This is a genomic window from Thermoactinomyces sp. CICC 10523 (assembly GCF_016055105.1).
GTDB lineage: Bacteria > Bacillota > Bacilli > Thermoactinomycetales > Thermoactinomycetaceae > Thermoactinomyces_A > Thermoactinomyces_A daqus.
On the sequence record NZ_JAECVX010000019.1, the window covers coordinates 1 to 24,056 of the forward strand.

The 24,056-nt window shown below is 40.6% G+C and carries 23 protein-coding genes; 1 reads left to right on the forward strand and 22 read right to left on the reverse strand.

Annotated elements, in window-relative coordinates; genetic code table 11:
- Window positions 1-326: 326 nt before the first annotated feature.
- The 15 genes from I8U19_RS16325 to I8U19_RS16395 form a co-directional block, all read right to left on the reverse strand.
- The gene (locus I8U19_RS16325; protein ID WP_198056524.1) at window positions 327-1,382 is read right to left on the reverse strand and encodes a galactitol-1-phosphate 5-dehydrogenase; all 1,056 of its coding nucleotides are present in this window, start codon (window positions 1,380-1,382) and stop codon (window positions 327-329) included.
- A gap of 124 nt (window positions 1,383-1,506) precedes the next feature.
- The gene (locus I8U19_RS16330; protein WP_198056525.1) at window positions 1,507-2,541 is read right to left on the reverse strand and encodes a zinc-binding dehydrogenase; all 1,035 of its coding nucleotides are present in this window, start codon (window positions 2,539-2,541) and stop codon (window positions 1,507-1,509) included.
- Window positions 2,542-2,670: 129 nt separating this feature from the next.
- Window positions 2,671-3,930, reverse strand: coding sequence for a galactitol-specific PTS transporter subunit IIC (locus tag I8U19_RS16335; protein WP_198056526.1), 1,260 nt, complete (start codon window positions 3,928-3,930; stop codon window positions 2,671-2,673).
- Window positions 3,931-3,975: 45 nt separating this feature from the next.
- Complete coding sequence (locus tag I8U19_RS16340; protein WP_198056527.1) at window positions 3,976-4,260, reverse strand: PTS sugar transporter subunit IIB; 285 nt, start codon at window positions 4,258-4,260, stop codon at window positions 3,976-3,978.
- Window positions 4,261-4,743: a PTS sugar transporter subunit IIA gene (locus I8U19_RS16345; RefSeq protein WP_198056528.1), complete on the reverse strand. Its 483-nt coding sequence runs from the start codon at window positions 4,741-4,743 to the stop codon at window positions 4,261-4,263.
- A 20-nt stretch (window positions 4,744-4,763) separates the two neighbouring features.
- Entirely contained in the window at window positions 4,764-6,824 is a 2,061-nt protein-coding gene (locus I8U19_RS16350) for a BglG family transcription antiterminator (protein ID WP_198056529.1), read from the reverse strand.
- Between the two features lie 586 nt (window positions 6,825-7,410).
- On the reverse strand, window positions 7,411-9,501 hold the full coding sequence (locus tag I8U19_RS16355; RefSeq protein ID WP_198056530.1) for a 3'-5' exonuclease: 2,091 nt from the start codon (window positions 9,499-9,501) through the stop codon (window positions 7,411-7,413).
- Between the two features lie 62 nt (window positions 9,502-9,563).
- Window positions 9,564-9,785: a hypothetical protein gene (locus tag I8U19_RS16360; RefSeq protein WP_198056531.1), complete on the reverse strand. Its 222-nt coding sequence runs from the start codon at window positions 9,783-9,785 to the stop codon at window positions 9,564-9,566.
- Window positions 9,786-9,871: 86 nt separating this feature from the next.
- A complete protein-coding gene (locus tag I8U19_RS16365; protein ID WP_198056532.1) occupies window positions 9,872-10,108 on the reverse strand; it encodes a hypothetical protein in 237 nt (78 codons plus the stop codon).
- 33 nt (window positions 10,109-10,141) lie between these two features.
- Window positions 10,142-13,270, reverse strand: a complete 3,129-nt coding sequence (locus tag I8U19_RS16370) for a type I restriction endonuclease subunit R (protein WP_198056533.1) — start codon at window positions 13,268-13,270, stop codon at window positions 10,142-10,144.
- Complete coding sequence (locus tag I8U19_RS16375) at window positions 13,248-14,531, reverse strand: restriction endonuclease subunit S (protein WP_198056534.1); 1,284 nt, start codon at window positions 14,529-14,531, stop codon at window positions 13,248-13,250. The genes I8U19_RS16370 and I8U19_RS16375 overlap by 23 nt, the downstream gene beginning before the upstream one ends.
- A complete protein-coding gene (locus tag I8U19_RS16380; protein WP_370589809.1) occupies window positions 14,521-16,059 on the reverse strand; it encodes a class I SAM-dependent DNA methyltransferase in 1,539 nt (512 codons plus the stop codon). The genes I8U19_RS16375 and I8U19_RS16380 overlap by 11 nt, the downstream gene beginning before the upstream one ends.
- 13 nt (window positions 16,060-16,072) lie before the next feature.
- Complete coding sequence (locus I8U19_RS17405) at window positions 16,073-17,662, reverse strand: restriction endonuclease subunit S (RefSeq protein ID WP_232337305.1); 1,590 nt, start codon at window positions 17,660-17,662, stop codon at window positions 16,073-16,075.
- Between the two features lie 203 nt (window positions 17,663-17,865).
- On the reverse strand, window positions 17,866-18,768 hold the full coding sequence (locus I8U19_RS16390; RefSeq protein WP_370589425.1) for a restriction endonuclease: 903 nt from the start codon (window positions 18,766-18,768) through the stop codon (window positions 17,866-17,868).
- Window positions 18,765-18,968, reverse strand: coding sequence for a hypothetical protein (locus I8U19_RS16395; protein WP_198056535.1), 204 nt, complete (start codon window positions 18,966-18,968; stop codon window positions 18,765-18,767). Before I8U19_RS16395 ends, I8U19_RS16390 begins: the two co-directional genes overlap by 4 nt.
- A 509-nt stretch (window positions 18,969-19,477) precedes the next feature.
- On the opposite strand from I8U19_RS16395, the gene I8U19_RS16400 reads away from it, so the two are divergent.
- A complete protein-coding gene (locus I8U19_RS16400; protein ID WP_198056536.1) occupies window positions 19,478-20,113 on the forward strand; it encodes an SMI1/KNR4 family protein in 636 nt (211 codons plus the stop codon).
- A gap of 224 nt (window positions 20,114-20,337) precedes the next feature.
- On the opposite strand, the gene I8U19_RS16405 is transcribed toward I8U19_RS16400, so the two are convergent.
- The 7 genes from I8U19_RS16405 to I8U19_RS16435 all read right to left on the reverse strand — a co-directional run bounded on the left by I8U19_RS16405 (window position 20,338) and on the right by I8U19_RS16435 (window position 23,962).
- Window positions 20,338-20,847 (reverse strand): Imm6 family immunity protein, encoded by a 510-nt coding sequence (locus I8U19_RS16405; RefSeq protein ID WP_198056537.1) that lies wholly within the window; start codon window positions 20,845-20,847, stop codon window positions 20,338-20,340.
- A 401-nt stretch (window positions 20,848-21,248) separates the two neighbouring features.
- Complete coding sequence (locus I8U19_RS16410; RefSeq protein ID WP_198056538.1) at window positions 21,249-21,419, reverse strand: hypothetical protein; 171 nt, start codon at window positions 21,417-21,419, stop codon at window positions 21,249-21,251.
- Window positions 21,420-21,534: 115 nt separating this feature from the next.
- Entirely contained in the window at window positions 21,535-21,699 is a 165-nt protein-coding gene (locus I8U19_RS16415) for a hypothetical protein (protein WP_198056539.1), read from the reverse strand.
- Window positions 21,692-22,201, reverse strand: a complete 510-nt coding sequence (locus I8U19_RS16420) for an Imm6 family immunity protein (RefSeq protein WP_198056540.1) — start codon at window positions 22,199-22,201, stop codon at window positions 21,692-21,694. Before I8U19_RS16420 ends, I8U19_RS16415 begins: the two co-directional genes overlap by 8 nt.
- 131 nt (window positions 22,202-22,332) lie before the next feature.
- Window positions 22,333-22,551 carry a hypothetical protein gene (locus I8U19_RS16425; protein ID WP_198056541.1) on the reverse strand — a complete coding sequence of 73 codons (219 nt, stop codon included), beginning with the start codon at window positions 22,549-22,551 and terminating at the stop codon, window positions 22,333-22,335.
- Complete coding sequence (locus I8U19_RS16430) at window positions 22,548-22,739, reverse strand: hypothetical protein (protein WP_033101507.1); 192 nt, start codon at window positions 22,737-22,739, stop codon at window positions 22,548-22,550. The genes I8U19_RS16425 and I8U19_RS16430 overlap by 4 nt, the downstream gene beginning before the upstream one ends.
- 245 nt (window positions 22,740-22,984) lie before the next feature.
- On the reverse strand, window positions 22,985-23,962 hold the full coding sequence (locus I8U19_RS16435) for a LacI family DNA-binding transcriptional regulator (RefSeq protein ID WP_198056542.1): 978 nt from the start codon (window positions 23,960-23,962) through the stop codon (window positions 22,985-22,987).
- Window positions 23,963-24,056 lie beyond the last annotated feature (94 nt).

The following is a 24,056-nucleotide window of genomic DNA, read 5'->3' on the forward strand; positions in this document are numbered from 1 at the left end:
AGTGGAGTTTACGGGGAACCTTCAAAGGCTAAATGAGGCACCGGGGTGGGTCAATTTTAAACCGGCTGAAGTGGGTCAATTTAATCCCGGCGTTGACACTCCAATTGATTATCGAGGCCATAATTTCATAGATGGCTCAAGTATGTTCAAACTGGCAGTAGTTCATTAGTTTGCTCACTTCATTTACCTCTAGTTAGATTTTTTCTAAATTACGGTCATGTCTGTTTCCTTTCCAGGATTACCCTCCTGATTAAATATTCAATTTTATAAAAATATTTAATTTATTTTTCGTCTGCTACTGTTTCGTTATTTAATTGACTTGTTTCTCATTTTTCTTCTGGATGGAAAATAATTTTCACCGAATCTATTTCTCGATTGATTATTTTTCGGAATACTTCCGGTCCTTCTCGTAAAGATAAACGATGAGAGATCATATTAGTAACTTTGATTTGTCCTGTACTCATATAACGTACGGTTGATGCCCACTCTTTACCAGGGAAAGGAGCTGAAATGGAATTCCATGATCCATAGACTTTTAATTCATTTCGAACAATTCTTTCAAAAAAGAATCGTTCAATATGAATATTCGCATATGGAATCCCCATGAATACAACTTCTCCCCCTTTTCGAGGCAATGCAAATACCTGTGCCGAAGTAATGGGAGAGCCTGCTGATTCAACAGCTAAATCAACACCACGACCATTAGTATAGTCCATAATTTGTTCATATGCTGGTTTTTCTAATGAATTGATCATTACATCTGCACCAAGTTCTTTAGCGATTTGTAGTTTCTTATTGTCAATATCAATGGCATGGACTTTTTTTGCCCCAAAAATTTTAGCCCATTGTACAGCTAACAATCCAATACTTCCAACACCCATAATGGCTACTTCTACTCCTGGTTGAATGCTAGCATGATAGAATCCATGAGCTACTACAGCAGATGGTTCTACTAATGCAGCAGTATCATACTCTACATTGTCTGGTAGTGGTATAATATGACTTTCAGGCAATTTTGTATATTCGGCATAAGCACCGGGACGATAAGCTCCTATTACATGAAGCTTTTCGCATTGAGCAGGTTCTCCTCTGCGGCAGCCTTCGCATTCTCCACATACAAAGGTAGGACAACCAGCAACTCGATCTCCAACTTTAATTCTTTTTACATCTGAACCCACTTCTGTTACTTCTCCAGCGAATTCATGACCAAATGTCATGCCCGTTACATAAGGTCCAAGTTTTTTATATCTTGATATATCCGAACCGCAAATCCCTACAGACTTTACTTTAATAATCACGTCGTCAGCGTTTTCAATGACTGGCATGGGTACATTATTTTCAAAACGCAGATCTTGCTTTCCATATAACTTTAATGCCCTCACTATCAGCACCTATCCTTTTTTATCAACGATTTTCAGTAAGCATTTGATACTTGACTATTAAAAATCACTACTGCACCACTTGCACCAAATTGGTTCTCACCTGCTTTACTGATTAAATCTGTTTTTAGTCCTCTACTGGTGTCAACAATACTTTAATCGCTTCACCACTTTTAATTGCATGATAGGCTTCGTCCCATTGAGTAATATTAAATTCATGTGTTACTAGTGCTTTCGCATTTACTTTCCCCTCGTTCATTAAAGCAAGAGATGGTTCCCAGTCAGCAGGTTTTTGACTTCTGCTTCCCACAACTCGGATTTCTTTTTGAATGATTTTTTCAAGATCAAATTGAATATCGGGTTGGGTGAAAAGTCCAACCTGCACATACTGTCCTTGTTTTTGCAATAGATCAAGCCCTTGTTTAGCAGCTGGAACTGCACCAGAACATTCTATTACTACATTACAACCGTAACCATCGGTTAATTTATTAATAAGATCTTTTATATCTTCTTCTTGTGTATTCATAACATAATCAATTCCCAGTTCTCTTGCTTTATCTAAACGAACTTTATCATTTGTAAGTCCGGTAATAATTACTTTACCACCACGTGCTTTAGCAACTTGGGCAGCTAGTAGCCCTATAGGTCCTGGGCCAATGACTACGACAATATCACCTTCATTTATTTCGGTCTTATCTATCGCATGGTGTGTACATGCTAATGGTTCCGTCAAAGCCGCTGATCGAAAATCTACATTTGCCGGAAGGTGATGAACACTTTCTTTACGGGCAATTAAATATTTCGCAAAAGCTCCATCTTGGTGTGTACCTAACCCTCTACGAAGACTACAAAGGTTGTAGTCTTTGGAGTTACAATATCGACAATTCCCACAAATATAAAAAGTTGTTTCGGAAGTTACACGGTCACCCACTTTAAAATCAGTTACACCTTCGCCAACCTCTGCTACGACACCAGAAAACTCGTGGCCTAATGTTACAGGGACACCTACCTTGTAATGACCTTCATACGCATGAATATCCGAACCACAAATACCTGCATATTTTACTTCAATTTTGATTTGATCTTTTCCAGGCGATGGTTCAGATTTATCTTGAACTACAAAATGCCCAAAGCCAAATTCCGTTTTTACCAATGATTTCATAACAAATGCCCCCAATATACTAATGAGAATCAGACTGATGTCTCATAAGCAAAGGTGTCAGGAAAACTTGACTATACCTAGCAACCCATAAAAATAACTAAACCTTTCCCCATTGACACCATACCAGGTTCATTTGAATACAGAAAAAATTTTCCAGATAATCCAATTGATTAAGTTACCACCTTGGTCAATACTTGATACCATCGCTGATCCTTCAGGCAAATTAATTTTGGCTACCTTCGCCATTTCTGTAAATACTGGTGCAATATCTGTTGCCATGTAAAGAGAAAGCGCTATCATAACCGTTCCGACGATCAAAGAGTGTACAATGTTTCCTCTTGCTGCACCAACGACAAAGGCAATAACAAAAGGAATAGTAGCTAAATCACCGAATGGTAAAACAGCATTACCAGGTAAAATAACCGCTAATAATACAGTAATTGGTGTTAAGATAAGGGCAGTTGCAATTACTGAAGGATGTCCTAGTAATACTGCTGCATCAAGTCCAATATAGATTTCTCTATCACCAAAGCGTTTACTTAACCATGACCGTGCGCATTCTGACAAGGGAATTAACCCTTCCATCAAAATCTTAACCATCCGCGGCATTAATATCATCACGGCTGCCATGTCCATGCCAATTTTAATAATTTTCCCGATATTATATCCCGCTAATGCTCCAATTGCCGCCCCTAAAATCAGACCTATTACCATTGAATCTCCAAAGATACCGAAACGTTTTTGAATTGCATCTGGATCTGTATTTAACTTGTTCAGTCCAGGAATTTTTTGAATTCCTCTTACTAAAAAAATAAATGGTGCATATGAAATCGTACTACCTGTTGCAACTGAAACGCCTGGCATTTCATAGAAATCATTTACGATTGGTTGAGTCCAGTCAGCAATTTTAAGACATACAATCTGGAAGATTACTGCTGCAATTAGCCCCAGAACAATACTATCTGAAACTGTATATACTAAAGCAGCCATAAATGTATAGTGCCAATAGTTCCAAATATCCACATTCATTGTTTTAGTTGTTTTTGTTAAAAGCATGACAACGTTTACAACCAGTCCAATCGGAATGATAAATGCTGCTACAACAGATGCCCATGCAATCGATGATGTTGCTGGCCAACCCACATCAATAACGTTTAAATGTACTCCCAGTCGATCAACCATTCCTTGTGCAGCAGGACCAAGGTTTGACGTTAACAAGTCAATAACCAGGAAAATGCCGATAAATGCGACCCCGATTGTTAAACCAGAACGAAATGCTTTACCTGGCCTTTGTCCAAAGAATAATCCTAAGATAAAGATGGCTACTGGAAGGATTACTGTTGCTCCTAGACCTAAAAAACCTTTCATAAAATCGGCGAATGCTTGCATGTGAATATCTCCCTTCCAATAGATATCAATCGCTTGTCATCAAGATTATTTTTTAAGTTCCTCGAGAATTTGCTTTTTTGTTTCTTCAATTCCTATACCAGTTAGAAAATTACGTGCATTTATAACGGGAAATCGATATTCTTTTTTCGTCATGGCCGTAGTGACTAGCAGGTCCGCTGTATCTTCATATGCCCCCACTTCAGCTATTTTTATTTGAATAAGATCAATTTCTATATTATTTTCTTTTGCTAACTCCTCAATTGCTTTAACCACAACAGTGGATGTCGCAATTCCGGCACCACATGCAACAAGAACTTGTTTTTTTGCCATTTATTCACCATCTCCTTCAACTAAATTTAACTTTTCTTCTAAAGTACTTTTTATTTCTGTTTTATTTTTTTGATTCACTAAGAATTTAAGAACCTCTTCATCTTGAAAAAGTTGCATCAGTTTTTGTAAAAGCAAGAGCTGTGAATGTGCCTCATCCATGGCTAACATAAATATTAGCTGTACTGGTGTTGTCTCACTATCATCACCCATGATGACAAAATCAACTGGCTTTTTTAATACAGCTACGCTAATTGATTTTCTAATAACATGTTCAACATCGGTATGGGGGATCGCTACAGAAACCCCAGCAATCGGGAGACCTGTTGCAAATTCTTTCTCCCTTTTAATAATGGCAGGAATAAAGCTCTCTTTCACTAACCCATTATCCACTAAATTCTGTGCCACTACTTCAAGTATTTCTTCTTTTGAATCACCTTCTACATCAAGCAGAATGACAGATTCATCAAAATACAATTCACTCATATCCACACCCCTAAGCCTTCTCAATAATCTTTAGAGAATATCCTAACAATCTCATATACTTCTTCGATCGATTCAGCATTAATTAATTTATTTCGTTCATTCTCATAACCAGCAAGATTTATCAACTGCATTAATGCATGTATATGTTGATGTTTATCAACCGCAGAAATCGCAATAATCAGATTAATATTGTAATTATTTAGATATCGAACGCCATCTTTTACTCTTAACAAACTCATCCCGACATTATTTGCTCCATCTTCAGGTGCTGCATGCGGTATAGCCATATTCGGCCCAATGACAATGTATGGATCCTTTTCACAATATCTAATCATCGCATCAACATATTTTGGTTTGATTTTACCGCTTCGAATAAGTGGTTCGGCACTGATTCGAATGGCCTCTTCCCATGAATCAACCGAGTCTATTAATGTAATATTTTCTGGGATAATCAGTTGATCCAAATTTAGGTCTGTGGAATAAATGTTTTGTTCCACAAAGGAAGAATAACCTTCTTTATTGAAGTATTTCTCCATTTCTTCTATTAAGGCGCTTTCATCACTTATAATCGAATATTTTTTGATAATTTCTACAACATCCTTAATATTGATTTTATCCGGTATATATCCATGGACTGCCAACATCACTTGTTTTCTTAGTTGATACTTTTCTTCATCCCCGAGAAATGCTTTTGTCACAAATAGTTTTTTTTCAGTTTCTAGATAAATGGGTGCAAACACAACATCATAATCAAGTGGGTAATGTAAAAATTGGCGAACCGATAAAAAATCCAAGAAAATAAACTCCGGAAATAATTCTCTTAATTCATTAAACATTATCCTTGAAACAGATACACCCTGCGGACAAACCACTATAGCTTTAACCTTTTTTTCTATGCTTTCGCCTTGACGTTTCATCCAACCGCCAATCAGCATTGTAATAAAAGCGATTTCATTTTCAGGAATATCGGTACCAATCAGCTCTTCAAGCGGACCGATAGAACGTTTTACCAGATGATGTAATTCTTTAAACTCTTTGCTCAAAGAACCTTGAAAGACAACTGTATTAGTCAACTGATATTTGATTCGATAATAGGCTGGTTTTATATGTTGCAAAAGCTTATCTAATAGTTGATCTCGATCCTGCAAGTGGATACAAGCACTTTTTTCAAAATGTCTTAACATATTATCAATGGCTGGAACTAGATTGGGAATGCGTTCATCATTAGCAATTTGACTTGAAAAAACATTAGTTGTTAAAAGATGTAACGTAATAAACAGGCGTTCAGTAACCGGAATATCAGTATCATGGAGAATTTCTTCTGTTGCTTTGTATTCTTTTGTATCAGAAAGTTCTTCGTATTTTATAGCAAATGGATTAATGATATGTCCTTGTTCAATTCTTCGAACGACTAAAATGAGGACGTATGGCATTGCTTTTAATTTTTCATCTGTGAATTTTTGATTTAATTTATTCTCTACCTTTTCTATTCGTCTAATATAATCATTAACTTGTTCACTGCAGATACCTGTTATTTTTTGCAATCGATCTTCACCATTTGTCATTTGTAATACGGCATTCGTAATTTCAATAAGCAATTTTCGAATCTGAAATTCTTTTCCCTCTAATAAATAACCATGTTTTCTTGAATACCTAATATTTAAATCATACTTGTCCAAATAGCTTTGGGCCTGCTTTAAATCACTTAGGATTGTATTTTTGCTAACTCCCAATTCAAAAACGAAATGATTCAATGACAATTCCTCTTTAGAACTTAATAACATTAATATTATGAGCTGTACACGCTGTTCTTCTGTGAGGATTGTTGTGTCCACAACATCTTCAATCTGTTTGAGATTTCTGCCAAGTTTCTCTAAGACTGATTGAGCAATTACGAAATGTCCTTTTCTTGTTCTCTCTATTACAGGAAGATTATTAATCATCAGCCAATCATTTATTTTGTCGATACTATAACCGAGTTGTCTACGAGTAAGATTGTATTTCTTCTCTAATTCAATACTTGTTATGCTAGGATTACTCGTCAACTCATTCAAAATTTTTTTGTATCGATCACTTGGCATCCTTTTTCCTCCTTCTATTTTTGAATTTTATATCTTTTTAATTCTATTTTGAACACATTTTCATCACAATCTTATGTACTTATAATGTACATAATTGTGATTTACTTAGAATATCATAGTTTTTTATTTTATATTCATATAAATATATACTTTTAAGCAGAGCCGATCTCCCTTTTATTACTGCAATATTCTTTCTTAATTTGCTACAATTGGGCTTTTCTTGAACCCGTTCCCCAAATCTCCCCATAAAAAAACCCCTGCCACATGCATACAGGCAGGGATCATCCCATTAAATCTTCAATTCGCCCAACCACCAACCCGACAACAGCTTGGGAACGCTCTTTTGCATTTATACGTTACTGATGCGTACCTTTTGCAAACTTTGGAACAGGATTTCATTGTGAACAGTGTTTTAGATAATGGGTTATAAAATCCTAATTACCCCAATTAATTTCTTTGAAGAGTATTTTTCCCAAGAAATAGTCTCCGATCAGTTCCCACAGATGAGGAGATCTATCAAACTCTTCTTGAAAAAATTAAATATAGAAACAGTGACCCGGCTCGAACAACGAGCCAGGTCTGTGATTTAATTCCTCAAAAATGGCGAAAGTTTTCCATACGAAGTAATAAACAATTTCTCGCGTGCTCTTGTGCTGGCAACATACAAGAGAGAGCGCTCTTTCCTCATATACTCTTCTCTTTCTTCTACATCTTCAATTTTTGTGAAAGTACTGAGGGGAACGACTTTTTCATTAACCCCAGCCAGAAAGACAACGCGAAATTCGAGCCCCTTGCTTCGGTGCATCGTGCCGCAATGAACTCCCTTGTTGCTCAAATGAGATTCTGTTGTGAGGAGCGAGGCGGCAACTCCATTATCTTCCAGGAACTTTTGATACTTCTCAACCATTTTTTTGGTTCTTGCGAAAAGGCCGATCTCATGAGGCAAAATCCCTTCACTCAATAATTCCTTCACCTGTTTTAGAATGAACTGCCTCTCAAGGTTTACGTTTGTAAAGTTTACGCAGATTGGTTCGGTTCCAGACATAAGCGAGATATCATCTGCAAAATTTTGCCCTCCGTCTAAGTCATCAAAGGGAATATGTCTGATGACTTTCATCGCCTGTTTTCGAATTTGTTCAGTGGTACGGTAGTTAATGCGTAAACGCCTGGATCTTTGCCCGCGAACATCAATTCCGCAACGTGAAAGAACCGCAAAACGGGAGTAAATGCGTTGGTGAGGATCTCCCACAATAAACAGGTCATTTCTGTTTTTCGGAACTAAGGCCCTCAACAATTTAAACGCTCCTTCAGTAAAATCCTGAGCTTCATCAACGATGGCAGCACGGTAACTCAATCGGCCGGGGTTCGATTCCAGCCATCTTCGGGCTATGCGAATGATATCCGGATATTCATACCAACCTCTTGCCTCCATCTCACTGCGGACATACTCAACAACTTTCCATATCTCTTCCCGTTCTTTTTTGCCAATTTTCGTTTTCCCTCCTTTGCGCAGAAGATTTAAATATTCTTCCTCTACTTCGATTCCATAGGGTTGAATAAACCTGTCATATTCTCTCTTGATGAACAGCAGTTGATTTGTGTCTATGTTTAAACAGCTTCCGACTTGCCGCCAGATGACTTCCCGGTCTTGGTTACTCTCAATCATTTTGTTGATTTGTACACCACAATAAGTTTCAACAATTTCTTTGGCCAACCGGTCGATGTTAATGACATCCATTCTTTGTAACTCCTCAGGTGTACACATGGTGTTTAAGTAGTCTTGTACGATTGCTGCCATATTCACGTTAAAGGTGGTAAAGAGAAGTTTCTCATCCGGAAGCAAAAAATCTCTCACCAGCTTCCTTGCCCGGTGCAAAGCAACCACCGTTTTGCCTGTTCCGGCTCCTCCGAGCACTTTTACCGAGCCGCTAAAATCTTTCTCGACCAATTCTTTTTGAGTGGAATGCAAAAACAACCGCCACCGGTCAAAAGGATATTTTAACATTTCTTGCAGCTGTGTATCGGAAGAGATCACAGCCACTTGGCCCGACGTATTTAACATCGCTTGAAGGAATGGTTGATCTGATTTTCCCAATTCTTTTCTTTGTTCTGCCTTGATCTCGGTGATAATTTGAAGTACATCTTGATACGGTTCACCTTGGGCGATCCATAAAAGAGGTTCAAACGTATCTTCCGGAATTTCATCGGCATAATTGTACAGTTCATCGGTTGTTTGAATACTGTATATAACCGGAATAAGCTCTTCCGGTACACCGATGGCAATCAGTTGTTTTTCGGTATAATCACAAAATATTCCTTTTACCGCATTTGAACCGTTCCTTCCCGGGCTTGTCCACATTTGTAAAAGACCCGTCGCCTTATTAACTTCAAATCGCTTCTTTTCAGCCCATGCGTACGCCTGATCATGGTTGCCAATCCACACAAATAAATTCACATCTTCTTTTTCTGGCTTGACCAGAATTGCCCGATATTTTTGGTTCACACGGACAGAATGGACTTTGGGGTCAATCGCCCCTTTCACCCGTTCAAAATTTAAGCCATGTGCTTCCGGGTGTTCGGTAAGCTGATGAATCATATCCCAGGCCGATTTTTGAACTTGTGGCGGCACTTGAGCAATAGCATCGGTAAAGGATTTATGAATGGAAACAATGGACATTAAAAATTCTCCTTTCAGAATCATAGATAATGGTCAAGATATTTGTAGCAGGCAGAAGCTTTCTAACTTCCGCCTAACCTTTCATCTGTCACTTCAAACCAAACTGCGCCTTTGTATTCAGTTTGCATCGCATTCATATTCGAACCATCGTCATTTTCCCAAGAGTACATAACCGTTTTGATGCCGCCAATTTCTGTGGAACTCATTTCCGTTCCTTCAAAACCGGTAATTTTCACAGCCTCTTCATGTGTCATCCCGTTTTTAATCTTTTTGAATTCTTCCATCGTCGCTTCATCTTTTTCTTTCACCTCTGGTTCAGGTATTGAGAATGAAATGCCGGACTTGACTTGAAGGGAGCGCAAAGAGTTCGTTACAATAAGAGAAAAGCTAATTTAAGGAAGCATAGGTTGAAGGGGTTGCACAAACGAATCTCTTTGCGCGTAAAACCTATGGAGTGATCTTCATCTGTGCAGTCTTCCATTTGGCGGTGGAAAACGGCATCTATGACCTGCTGATCCTGTTGGCTCAGTTTCAGCAGATCGGATTCCGATTTGCAGTTGGAACTGGCACTTCCAACCGCAAACATTTCTTTAATGCTTTTGGTCATCCCCCCTTTCACTTTTTCATTGCTTTACAAGAATTAATCCAGTTCTTCGTCTAATTCTTCCGTCTCGTTCTGACAGCTTAATTCTGCTTGTTTCATCACAATTTCAACCGCACTTTTCTCTTTGTCTGGCGGATAACCGTATTTTCTCAACAATTTTTTGACTGTTACCCTCATTTTGGCTCGGACGCTTTCTCTTAGATTCCAATCCACCGTGATATTTCTTTTAATCGAATCGGTGAGATCGCGCGCGATCTGCTTTAACACTTCATCCCCCAGGACTTCTTTTGCCGACTCGTTGTTGGCCAAAGCATCATAAAAGGCCACTTCATCATCGGATAATCCCGTTTCCTCGCCCCGCTTGTGGGCTTTATTCATCTCTTTTGCCAGCTCAATCAGTTCCATGATGACCTGGGTTGATTCAATCGTCCGATTTTGATACTTGATAATCGATTCTTCCAGCATCTCGGAAAACTTTTTCGACTGAACCAGATTTCGTTTAGCGATGGTTTTTACTTTTCCGTTTAACAATCGTTTGAGCAGCTCTACGGCAAGGTTTTTCTGTTTTAATCCTTTCACCTCGGCCAAAAACTCATCGGACAAGATGGCGATGTTGGGTTTATTGAGGCCAACGGCGCCCAAAATGTCCACTACGCCTTCAGAGATAATGGACTTGGATACCAATTGGTTGATCTCGGCATCCAACTGGGAAGCCGTTTTTTTCTTGCCCGAAGCAGGAATCATCTTGATAATCCCGGCTTTCACCGATTTAAAGAACCCGATTTCCAAGTTCAATTTTTCCGCCTCGGGAGTGGTGGAGCACAAGGCATAAGCTTTTGCCAGCTCGGTAACCAGTTGCAGGAACAGTTTTTTCTTTTCTTCACCGAGCCCTAATACATAATCGACAGTAGCAACGATGGTTTGCATCCGCTCGGATGGGCTTCCGCTTTTAAACTTGCTGTAGTCATGGCCATGAAGCAAATCCTGGATCAGGTCATACTTCTCAAGCATGAGGTCAACGGCCAGTTCGGTATCCACACCCGCCGTTTTGCGGTCATTTTCGGTATACTGTTGCAGAGCCTTTTTCAAAGAGTCGGCGATCCCGATATAGTCAACTACCAATCCGCCCGGTTTATCTTTAAACACGCGGTTGACACGAGCGATGGCTTGCATCAGGTTATGGCCTTTCATCGGTTTATCAATATACATCGTGTGCATGCAGGGAACGTCAAAACCGGTGAGCCACATATCGCGGACAATGACAATCTTGAGCTCATCATGGATATCCTTCATCCGGTTGGCGAGAAGTTCACGCTGCTGTTTGGTGGTGTGGTGAGAATGCATTTTTGCCTCATCGCTGGAATTTCCGGTCATCACCACCTTGATGACGCCTTTATCCAGGTCGTCACTGTGCCACTCGGGTCTTAGGGCGACGATCTCGTTATAGAGGTCAACGGCAATCCTTCTGGACATGGTGACAATCATCGCTTTACCGAACATGGCTTTCTGCCGGGTTTCGAAATGCTCCACGATGTCTTTAGCGATTTGCTTGAGCCGCTTTTCCGTCCCGACTAATGCTTCCAAACGGGCCCATTTGGATTTGAGCTTCTCTTTCTCATCCAGTTCCTGATGCTCGGTGATTTCTTCATACTCCTCATCGATCTTCGGCTTCTCTTCCTCCGGCAGGGAGAGTTTGGCAATCCGGCTTTCGTAGTAGATCTTGACGGTGGTTCCGTCTTCCACCGCGCGGGTCATATCATAAATGTCAATGTAGTCCCCAAACACTGCCGGCGTGTTTTTATCCGCCAGCTCAACAGGCGTACCGGTAAATCCGATATAGGAAGCGTTCGGCAAGGCGTCACGCATATATTTGGCGAAACCGAACTTGACCTTCGCCTCTTCTATTCCTTTCACCACTTCCGCGTTAAACCCGTACTGGCTCCGGTGCGCTTCGTCGGCGATCACCACTACATTGCGGCGATCCGTCAGCACCGGCATCTGATCTCCTTTTTCCTCCGGGGCAAACTTGTGGATCGTGGTAAAGATAATGCCCCCGGACTCCACATTGAGCAGCTCGCGCAGTTCTTTGCGGGATTGGGCCTGTTTCGGCGTTTGGCGCAACAACTGCTTGGACTTGCTGAACGTGGAAAAAAGCTGATCATCGAGATCGTTACGGTCAGTGATCACTACAATTGTCGGATTAGCCAGCTCAGAGACCAATTTTCCGGCATAAAAGACCATGGACAAACTTTTCCCGGAACCCTGGGTATGCCAAATCACCCCAATTTTGCGGTCCCCTTGTTCCTCAGTTGCGCGGATCGTGCTCTCGATCGCTTTCACCGTCGCATGGTATTGATGATATCCGGCTAAAATCTTGTAGACATTTTCTCCGTCCGTTTGAAAAAAGATGAAATGCCTTAAGATATCCAGAAAACGTTCTTTTTCGAACATTCCCTTGATTAAAACTTCCAGTTGCGGAATGGCGTCCGGGGCGACATCCTCCCCGTCGATCGTCCGCCACATCATGTACCGGTCTTCGTCGGCCGTCAGGGAACCCGCCCGGGCGTTCACCCCGTCACTGATGACAGAGAAAGCATTGTAAGTAAACAGGGATGGAATCTTCTTTTTGTAAGTCTGAATCTGATTGTATGCCTTGGTAATGTCAGTCTCTTCATTGGAAGCACTTTTTAATTCGATCACCACGAGCGGCATCCCGTTGACGAAAACCACCAGATCCGGACGCTTCTCTACTCCGTTTTCGATGACAGTAAACTGGTTGACCACCAGCCAGTCGTTATTGTGGGGATCTTTAAAGTCGATGGGCCAGATTTTCTCTGTTTTGAAGCTGCCGTCGTCCCGCTGGACCTGGACATCAATTCCGTCGGTGATCATTTGATGAAATGCCTGGTTGTTCATCAGGAGATTGGGACTTTGCGGAATCGAAATCTTGCGAACGGCTTCGTCGATCGCTGCCGGCGGAAGATAAGAGTTGATGCGGGACAGCGCATCCCGCAATCTCTCTTCCAAAATGACATCGCTGTACTCGTTCCGTTCCGGATAATTACCTTCAGGGGAAATCTCGGGGCCATAGCTCACATCATAGGCTAACTCTTGAAACCATTCCAGGGAAGCTTGTTCCAGTTCATACTCGTTGAAGCTGCTCATCTTGATGTCTCCCTTCGTTTTCCAGAGGTACACGGATCTCACCGGACATGAGTTTGGGCAGGAGGGTGTCGCGGAGGTTTTTTAAACAAATGGACTCATACTGATTAGCTTTAATCTTTTCATACAAAGGTTTAACAGTATTTGTAAACATTTTCATTACATCAGGCTCAGGAATGATAATTTTCATGTTTTTTATTATAGATACACTAAGATTTTGCTGTGCCGATCCAGTAGCCATACTTTTGATAAAATCTCGATTTAACAACAAAGTAAGGTATAAATACACATGACAAATATACTTCTCATCCACAACCATACCGCAAGTTGCTTGATTAAAAGTTGTATCTCTAGTTAAGATCCCTAACTTTCCAACGGTAGCTCCATATAACGCTATTAAAACAGTATTTTTCGGGAAAAACTTTGCAGAGGAGTTAAGAACTGCTTCTTCAGTAATCTTCTCTTCAGTATCAAAGACAAATCCGTCTGTTAGCTCCTTTGTTTTTAGCCATAAAATACTTCCATTATAAAATTCTTTGTTACTTCTTTTTGGTGTTCCTCCTGAATTAACTCGCAAGCAAACTTCTTCTATCTTTTTTACTTCCCACCCCTTAGGAATCATCCCGAACTCACTTTCAACAAACTCTCCATCTTGAAACGGCTCAAAGTCGACAAACCAGGATTTAAAAATCGCTTGTGCCATTTCTTCAAGGTTTTTGTTGATTTGGTTGTTGAGTTCGATTTTTTCGTCGAGAGAAGAGAGAGTCTCTGCAATTTTATTCTGTTCTTTCAATGAAGGTAACATAATTTCAAATTCTTTAATTCTAAAAAGGGCGAGCTTTGGCTGTGTAGAGCCTACAACTTGTTTACTTATTTCATTTTGTCCCTTAGGAGAGCTTAAATAATAAAGCAAGAAATCCCTATCTATTACTTGTTTATTTTTTATAATAATTCGAGCTGCATTTTCAGTTAAAACACTACCATCTAAACAGTTGCCTACTTTTCCTATTAAACCAATTGTGCCAACTATAGAAATATAAATATCATCTTTAGATATGGTATATCGTTTTAACTTTTTATACGTATCCTCGTGTAGATATTGTAAACCTTCTAGATTCGGTTTTAAGTCCCCGAAATCTTTGACTCTTATATAAGGGTATTTTGTTTTCTGTGAAATAAGTGAATGTCCTTTAGGTAACCTTTTTCCTCCTTTAACCTCACAAACATCTCCAAGTTTTATTGTTTTCCACTCCTCAAAACTCATACCCAATCCCCCGCAGATTCTTTCTAATCTCCTCTTCCAATTCCCTTGACTTGGCAAACTGCTCCGCCAATTCGCTTGTCAAACGTGCCATCTTCTCCTCAAACGCTTCCCCATCATCTTCCGTCTCTTCGATCCCCACATACCGTCCCGGAGTAAGGATATACTCATGCTCCCGTACTTCTTCCAAAGTGACTGATTTACAGAAGCCTTTGATGTCCTCATACTCTCCCGCTTCTTTTTGCCCACGCCAAGCATGGAAGATCCGGGCGATCTTTTGAATGTCTTCATCGCTTAATTCCCTGCGGACACGGTCCACCATGTGGCCCAGTTTGCGTGCGTCGATAAAGAGGATTTCCCCTTTGCGGTTGCGGTGGTTTTTGGCCGCTTTGTTTTTGGTCATCACCCAGACGCAGACGGGAATTTGGGTGGAGTAAAAGAGCTGCCCTGGAAGAGTGACGATCGCTTCGACCAGGTCATTCTCAATCAAATTTTTGCGGATGGTGGCTTCGCTGCTCTGGTTGGTGGACATGGAACCGTTCGCCAGGATAAAAGCAGCCGTTCCGCTGGGAGCCAGTTTGGAGACGATGTGCTGAATCCAGGCGTAGTTTGCGTTTTTGGCCGGCGGAACCCCGTATTTCCAGCGGAGGTCTTCGGTTAAACGCTCGCCGCCCCAGTCGCTGACGTTAAACGGGGGATTGGCCAGGATGTAGTCCGCTTTCAGGTTTTTATGCAGGTCGTTGTGGAAGGTATCCGCATGGTGTTCGCCAAGGTTATTGTCAATCCCGCGAATGGCCAGGTTCATTTTGCAGAGGCGCCAGGTGGTCGGGTTGGATTCTTGTCCGTAGACAGCCACATCCCCAATCTTACCTTGATGGGCTTTGATAAACTCCTGGCTTTGAACGAACATTCCGCCCGAACCGCAGCAAGGGTCGTAAATCCGGCCTTTAAAAGGCTGAATCATTTCAACCAACAACTTAACGACGGTGCGCGGGGTGTAGAATTGTCCACCGTTTTTTCCTTCCGCACTGGCAAAGTTATTGAGGAAGTACTCGTATACCCGTCCCAGCACATCGTGAGCCTGGCTGTCTTTGTCCCCCACTTTGAACGAGAATAAGTCGACAATCTCGCCCAATTTAGTTTTATCTAATTCCGGGCGGGCGTAATCTTTGGGAAGCACGCCTTTTAACGACTTGTTGTCCCGTTCGATGGCCAACATCGCATTATCGATGATTTGCCCGATCTCCGGTTTTTTGGCGTTGGCTTTGATATGAGACCAGCGGGCTTCCTGCGGAACCCAGAAGATATTGTTGGCAAGGTATTCATCAGGATCTTCGGGGTCTGCCCACTCATCTTTGGATAAGCGTTCATATTCTTCCTCAAACGCATCGGATATGTACTTCAGGAAAAGCAAGCCCAACACCACGTGTTTGTATTCGGCTGCATCCATGTTGTTTCTCAGTTTGTCCGCCATGTTCCACAGGCGTTGTTCAAATCCCAATTCAGCGCTGTTGTTGTTGGATACTGCCACCACTTAAGCCCCCTCAGTCCAATAATTGATCGTAAATCTGCTGTCTTTTCTTCTCCCACCGTTCTTTGGCTTTGCGGACGGTTTCGAGATAGAGTTGATGTTCTTTCCGATACTCTTCGACAATCTTCCGCTGTTCTTCTATATCCGGCAAAGGAATCTCCATCTCGCCCAGATCGGCCGGGTTAATATTCATCACGGTAGTTCCGCGTTGGAACGTTTTCACCAATTGGGTGCCAACCGGGCTTTCCAAAAAGATTTTTACATATTCGCTCATCACTTCTTTTGAAAACCGGACTACGATAATATTCGCAGAAGCGATCACTTTTTTGGGCAATTCCCGAACCACCGCCACTTTATTGACCGTCCCCCGACAAGTAATCACCAAATCCCCTTCTTCCAATGCGTAACGCCTTACTTTCCGGTACTCCTCATCGATCGTGTCCATCCCTTCCCAAATAATCTCCCCGTCTTCGATATTGGAGATATTGAGAACCGATATTTCCCCGGGTTGGATATGGCTTTTCATAATCGACTTTCCCCGAAAAAGTTCGGCGATTTCTTTTAACTTGAACACTTGCCGATTGGGCCCGGCCAGCCCACCGAGGAGATCCTCCTGGTCATCCGCCAGCAAAAGTTCGATTCGCCAGTCTTCCCGTTCTTTAAGTTCTTCCTGATCAATCTCCTTTTGAACACAGGGAAGAAATTGTCCATTTTTCAGCTCAAGGCTTCCCAGTTGGATGGAATCCACCGCTTGACGGGAGATCGTGATCAGGTATGTTTTCATCCCTGTATAGGGGCGCAGGGATCCTTCAGGCAAGGTAAAAATTGATTTTATATTGAAATGTTGGAGAATCCAGGATCTCAACTTTGCAAAGGAACCGCCTGAAAACGTAAATCTTGCGGGGACAACAATTTGCAACTCCCCGAATTCATTCAGCCAATCAAGCAAGTTTTCAGCGGCAATCCCTTCTGATTCCCGTGTCATAAACCGTTCCGTGTTTACTTCCGGTTTAAAGCCAAATGCGGGTATGGCGATAATCAGGTCAAATTCTTGATCCAATGGTAAGAGGCTGTAGATGGAAACCTGAAGCACTTCCACATGGTTGCAGTGTGCAAAAAGAAACTTTAACGCTTCTGCCAACCACTTTTTTTCAGCGGTCAGGACAAAGTTTTTATCCAGGTTAGTTTCAATCAGCTCTATCAAACCATTCAAATGTTTATGTGCTTCCGCAATCAATACCGTCTCAATATGCCCGTCCATCAAAGATCGCGAAAAATAATCCACAAGATAGGCGGGGCTGACCATCACTCCAGACCGGTCTTTTTGGAATATTTCCTTGAGAGCCTGAATGAAGTTGATCTCTTTGCCGGCCTGAAAAAGTTCATAAAACCAGCTTGGGTCTCCTGGAAAATAACCGAGCTGTTTTTCGGTTGTTTCTTTCATCAATTCATATAGAGACGCTTCATCTACACTCTCCAAGTTGTATTTTTGTTCATATGCTTTTTGGGTCAGGTGGATGCGCAATAACTCAACGGTGATTTGATCACGGTCAATGATATTTCTCTGTCTAAGCAGTTCTTGGAAGTGAAAAAGCGTTGCCATGTTTTGTGCCTCCTTTTCCACCAATCCCTCCTCCCGAGAATAGTATATACCCATCCACATGATATTTGCAACAACAAATTTAGTATTCGATTACTAAAATTCGATTTGATCTTATTATATCAATTTTCACGTCAATATCCAATAAAAAAGGTGTGTCATATGCACACACCTTTGAGTCGACCCACCTGTTTTTTTCTTAAAAATCATTGTTCAAAAAAGTCGCTGTCAATTCGTTTAACAATATAGCGCTCCTCTTCAGATACCCCTATATTATAGTCGATCATCAGTTCAGCCAGATCATCCCCGTCAATTAAAACAATATTTTTCGGAACCTTTTCTGCAAAACTGATCGCGCTGGCAGTAAATCTGGAGGTAGTGATAAAGACCCCTTTTTCAGCGTTTTTAGCCGTCAAAGCGCCGGCAAACTGTTGAATTTCGGGACTGCCAACCGTCTTGTCCCATCTCTTTGCTTGAATGTAGATCTGGCTCAATCCAAGTTTATCTTCTTTTATAACACCATCAATCCCCCCATCACCCGTACCTCCAACTCTTTGACCTGCATCCTCTAAAGATCCTCCATATCCCATTGCTACTAACAACTTAACTACAAGATTCTCAAAAAAATCCGGAGAACATTTCATGACTTGTTCTAACAGCTCTTCAGCCAATTCTTTTCTAATCAGTTCATAACTCTCGCTCAATGTTTCTCTCGGAGTTTTAACAAGCTCTTTGGTCTGTGTTTTATCAATCACCGGATCTGCTTTTTCTTTCGCAAAAAATCCCCTAAATTCTTCAAACTGCAATAAAAATTGATTATTGATTTCACTTGGATTACTCTTTAATACCTTTTGTCCTCTATGCGTAATTTTGATGATCCCACGTTTGGGACTTTCAATTAATTTCGCTTTTTTAAGATATGTACATGCCCAACTGACTCTATTATCAAAAACGGGTTTTCTTCCACTGGGCAGCAGTTGTTTTCTCGCTTCGTCGGTTATTTTAAACTCCCTTGCCATCGCTTCTCTAAGGTCTTTCGTCGTATGCTCTTTTCCATTGGATAGATATTCCAGAACAGGCAACATCAATGTTTGATAATCCGGAATCACATTTTCACCTTCTTCGTCATGTTATTCTTAGTTGTTAAAAAAGAGAGAGTAAGTGATATAAAACCGTTTACCTTCGAATCGATTTGATCCATTGGAATAGCCGACTGCTCCAGAATCTTCTTCAACTCTTCATGAATCGTCTGCAACGTCTGATCGACTGTTTTTTTCAGCGTTCGTTGGATCGTTTGGCTTATGAACATGCTTAGTTCATCCTTATCATCGGAAAACAGATGCTGTTCGATTTCTTCACCCTTTGCTTTTTTTAGAGTTCGTATAAATTAATTCATTCCTTGCAGCTTTATATATAAAAAAAGGTATTCATTTTTGACACACCCTTTTATGTATAAACCACAATTTGCAAACTTTTGATAATTGTTTATTCGTGTTATCCCGTGATTTTAGGTCCACTGTCACCTCTTCCCGCCTAAACGATAGTATTTCAAATCCTCGCTTCTTTTGGGGTTGTGGCGAACCAACCCGACGACAGCTTGGGAACGCTCTTTTGCATTTAACTTCTGCATGACGTTACTGATTGCAAACTTTCAGACGAGAGTTTAATTTACTCGTGCTTGAGATAGGGAAGATATACAAGCAAAAAAAACAAGGCATTGACGATGCACTCGTTCAGCCTTACCATAGACACTCGATTCCCAAAAGGGAATATCATCTTGGTGTTTCATTTGCAAATTTAAGTGGAAGGTGTGAGACGATGGGAGCAGACCAAACCATTAAAACATTGTGGAACGAATTACAAAAGCTATTGAGTCAAAAAGTTAAAGGTTATATGGGATTTCAAAACAAACCGGCAACGGTCGAAGAAATCAGGCAATTCGAAGAAAAGATGAAATTGTCACTCCCTTCGGATTTGAAAGAGTGGTACTTATGTAACAATGGCGAAGACTTGGACTACGGTATTTCTATTATGGGATTCCCCTTTTTGTCTATAAACGAAATGTACGAACAGTGGAAAGTATGGGATGATTTGCGGGAGGAATGGAATGAAGAAGAAGGTTATACTTCATATCCCGACGGGCATATCAAGAAAATGTACATAAATAGAGGATGGATTCCGTTTTCTCATGACGGGGTAGGCAATCATATTGGAATCGATTTAGATCCAGATACAAAGGGAACCTATAGGCAAATCATCAATTTCGGCAGAGATGAAGAAAATAAGTTTGTTATCGCACCAAGTTTGAAAGAATTCCTGCAACTTCTCATCGACTTCTACAAAAAGCCTGAATCACTTTTTGTGAAAGAACGGGGAAATCGTATCACTCCTCAATTCAGTAATCAAGGAATTCATCCTATCGACTTTTTAAGAAGTAAAATCACCCCTTATTGATCATCTCAGAACGAATCCCAAAACTCCATCCCTTCGGAAGCAAGGACTTAGACTGCAAACCCTTATATCTAATGGCTAACCATATCTTTTGCAGAATTTGAAACGAGTTGTTCCAAAATACTCTGCTTTTGATCAGGAGGACCGCAATCTTATCTGGCTAAGTATACAAAAAGGCTTAGTTCCTTCATATTGGAACCAGCCTTTTTTCTCTTATTAGGGCATATTCAAATCAAACGAATCATTTCTTCTTTTCTAATCTTTTTATCACTGCCTGCCGGATAGTTTTTGAGCAGATACTGTTTTAATCCTTCAGCCCACTCTTCTTGATATCTGTCCACTTTTTTTATTTCTTGCGTAAACGCATCAATCATTTCATCATCAACGATTTCAATGGATTGAGGAACATGTTCATCATTCCCATATTCAAATTTATATGCCTGCCAGATTGTATATACCAAGGCATAATTGATGCATAACCAAATGCTTGCCTGCTGGTGGTTCTCATTATCCACCGCTTCTTCATAAAACATGGATAAACCGCCATCCTCTTCATTATCGAAGATAAGATAGAGATCGACTCCATCATATTTCTTCTCTTCAACCCACTTCCAACATTTGTCTATTCCTTTCCTCGCATCATTATATCCTTCAGTTACTTGATCAATCATTTTTTCTGTTAAAGCCAATAAAAAACCCACTTTGGCATCTTCATTGATATTCATGTACCATGCCATTTAATCTTGTCCCCCCCTTTATTCATCAATCAATTTACCATTTTCTAAAATAAAAGATAACCTACCAGTCATCTTCTTTACATTTTCATCAGTTTCTGATGTAACTACAATTTCTAAATTAGGATATCTTTTGCTGAGTTGCATAAATACCCTACTTTTGAATCAGGATTAACAATCCAGAAAAACATTTAGTACATACTCCTCTTGGGTTTGATTGATGTATATAGTTTCCCTTTTATATCCAGAGGATTGGGAAACTTAGCATCAATTGCTTTAACAAATGTATTTATAACCATTTCTTCAGCATGATTTTTGAATGCTGCGTTTGTAAACGGTGACTTAATTGGTCTATCTGGCATCCTCATCTAAAGGTTTCAATCCTGCTTGTGATGGTGCTCTCTTTAAAACTTTTGGAGATGCTCCTTCAAATATTTATTTTCCAATCCTTCAATATCTGTTCTGCCAACAGCGTAGGAGGTATCGGCAACACTGATTCCCGCTCCTTCAATTGAACCGATAAATCCGGATCGGGCGAAGATTTTTTGCAGCGGCCCGGGCAGTTTCCTGATCACTTTGCTTCCACCACGGAGAAGCGCACCAGGTATTTGGTCATTTGGACTACAATCATATTGGACCCGCATTCACTGCACTTACAGATTCACCGCAAATCATTCCATGGTGTAATGTTTACCTTCTTTTCTCCTCAGCTTGATATTCCGCCGATTTACTATACCATTCGAAGATCTGCCGCACAACCTGGGCTTCCTCTTCATTAATTTGCAAAAAGCCGTCTACCCAATCAAATGTTATACTGAAATCATTAATCCATTCAGCCTTTTTTCTCTTATTCAATCATTTCTTCTCTTTTGATCTTCTTGTCACTGCCTGCTGGAGAGTTTTCGAGCAGATACTGTTTTAAACGTTCAGCCCACTCTTCTTGATATCCGTCCACTTTTTTTATTTTTTCCATAAAGTCATCTATCATTTCATCATCTACCGTTTCTATAGCCTGCGGGACATATTCTTCTTTTTCATATTGATACGCCTGCCAAGTGGCATAAAATACTGAATCAGTTACACAAAACCATATCGATTTCTCTTGAGGATCGGTTATATCATTGATATAAGCTACCCCTTGAATATGACATAACCCATCACCATCTTCATTATCTAAGCTCAAATAAAGTTCATCTCCACTATGCTTCTTCTCTTCTACCCATTCCCAGCACATGTCGATGGATTTTCTTGCCAGGTGATACCATTCATAATTTTCTATTTTACCCATTACTTTTTCTGTCAATGTTAATAAATAAGCAACTTTGGCTTCTGCATTCACATTCTCATACCACTTCACAATCACTTCATCCTTATTTCTCAACATATTTATTTTGCAGGAAGAACATCTCCTTTGGAAAACGTTTGTTCTACCGCCGAATCTGTGGAGATGTTGAGTTTATTTTATCTGAAAATCCTATGCTTTCCCTCTTAAGAATCAAATGTTCCCATTACAACCCGAAAGCCTCTAACTCCCAAATAGGGATGGTCGAGATTCCCGTACTCATGATAAGCCCATTGTTTCAGCTTTTCCACAGAATTCTCCAATGCTTCATCACTTATTCCAAAAGTTGATGATCCGGCTCTTGTCGCAAAGTGCTCAATTTTTTGCAAAAGCGTTTCATGCACCGGCCAGGTGGATAAGGTCAAAATCCGACTCCTCCAATTTCCTCGAGGTATTTGGCAATCCCATTATCATCCGTTACTCCAAACGGACGGTTAGGGCGTTCATTTTGTTCAAAAATGAATTTTTCCCATTGTGGTCTTACCTTTACTGTTGGAGGAACAACCACCCAATATTCTTCTCCATGAAAAAAGACACCATTCTTCTTCAACACTCGCTTGGCTTCCTAAAGTATCAGGGACCTGGGGATTGGGGCAACTGCATCAACAAACTGATTGATAACCTTTTTATACTTCTAATTGGGCCAACGCCTTCAATCCTGTTTCTTCCGGCGCTTTTTTTCTGGCGGAAACTCCATGCAGGCGAAAGTGAAGAAAAAATCCTCTTCATTGCCAATACGTCTTTGCATGTAGCCATATGAAATCAGCGAAGAAGCGACTCTTGCATCACATGTCAATTTTAAACGGTTGAACGTTCAATCAAACGGAATTCCAGTTTGCATTTTTGCGGTTCTCTTTTTTTCTTCGTTATTTGATTGTGTACGATACGAAATGCGCTGCTTCCCATTTCAAACAGTTGATTATCGATAGTGGTAAGATCAAACACTTCCGCAATTGGCTGATTATCAAATCCGATGATGGCAAGATCTTCCGGTATTCTGATTCCATTTTTTTCAGCTTCCATCATAATACCTACCGCTACCTGATCACTTGCCACCAGTAGCGCAGTAGGTCTTTCCTTCATGGTTAGCATCTTGTTTGCCACCTTCACTCCGTCTTCGATACTATAACATTGATAAAACATCCATTCTTCCCGAACAACCTCGTCAATGAATGCCAGCGCATCGACATAAGCATTTCGACGAGCCTGACTATTATTGCTATTAACTCTGCCCAAACAATATCCAATATGGCGGTGTCCTCTTTCCATTAAATAGAACAGACCTTGTTGAAAACTGGCGTAATGGTCTATATAAATGGAAGAGATCGCTGCGTCCCCGGTATCCTCACACGCCAAAACAGGTCCATCCTCCGTAAAAGGTTCTATTTGTCCCCACTCCAATGCTTTCGAACATATGATTAAGCCGTCAATCTGTTTCATTTTCAACATGTTCAGGGCTTTCATTTCTTCTTCAGGATTGTAATCCGTTTGGAATAAAATCAATTGATAATTTGAGCGGAGTGCTTCACTTGCAATCCCTTCCAACAATCGTGCGAAATATGCGTGGTTAATATACGGAAGCATGACACCGACAATATTTGTCTTCCCTTTGATCAGATGAATCGCATTCAGATTTCGTGAATAGTTTAAACGATTGATCGCTTCAAGCACCGCTTTCCGTTTTTCTTCACTCACATAGGCATGGTTATTTAACACTCGTGAAACCGTGGTTACAGAAACCCCGGCCTCTTTGGCAATTTGTCTGATATTAGCCACCGATTTCACTTCCTTTCTCAATTTGATTTTAATTTATTTTTTTCAAAAAAATCATCTTGACCTGAAATGCATTTCATACCCTATGCTGATGATA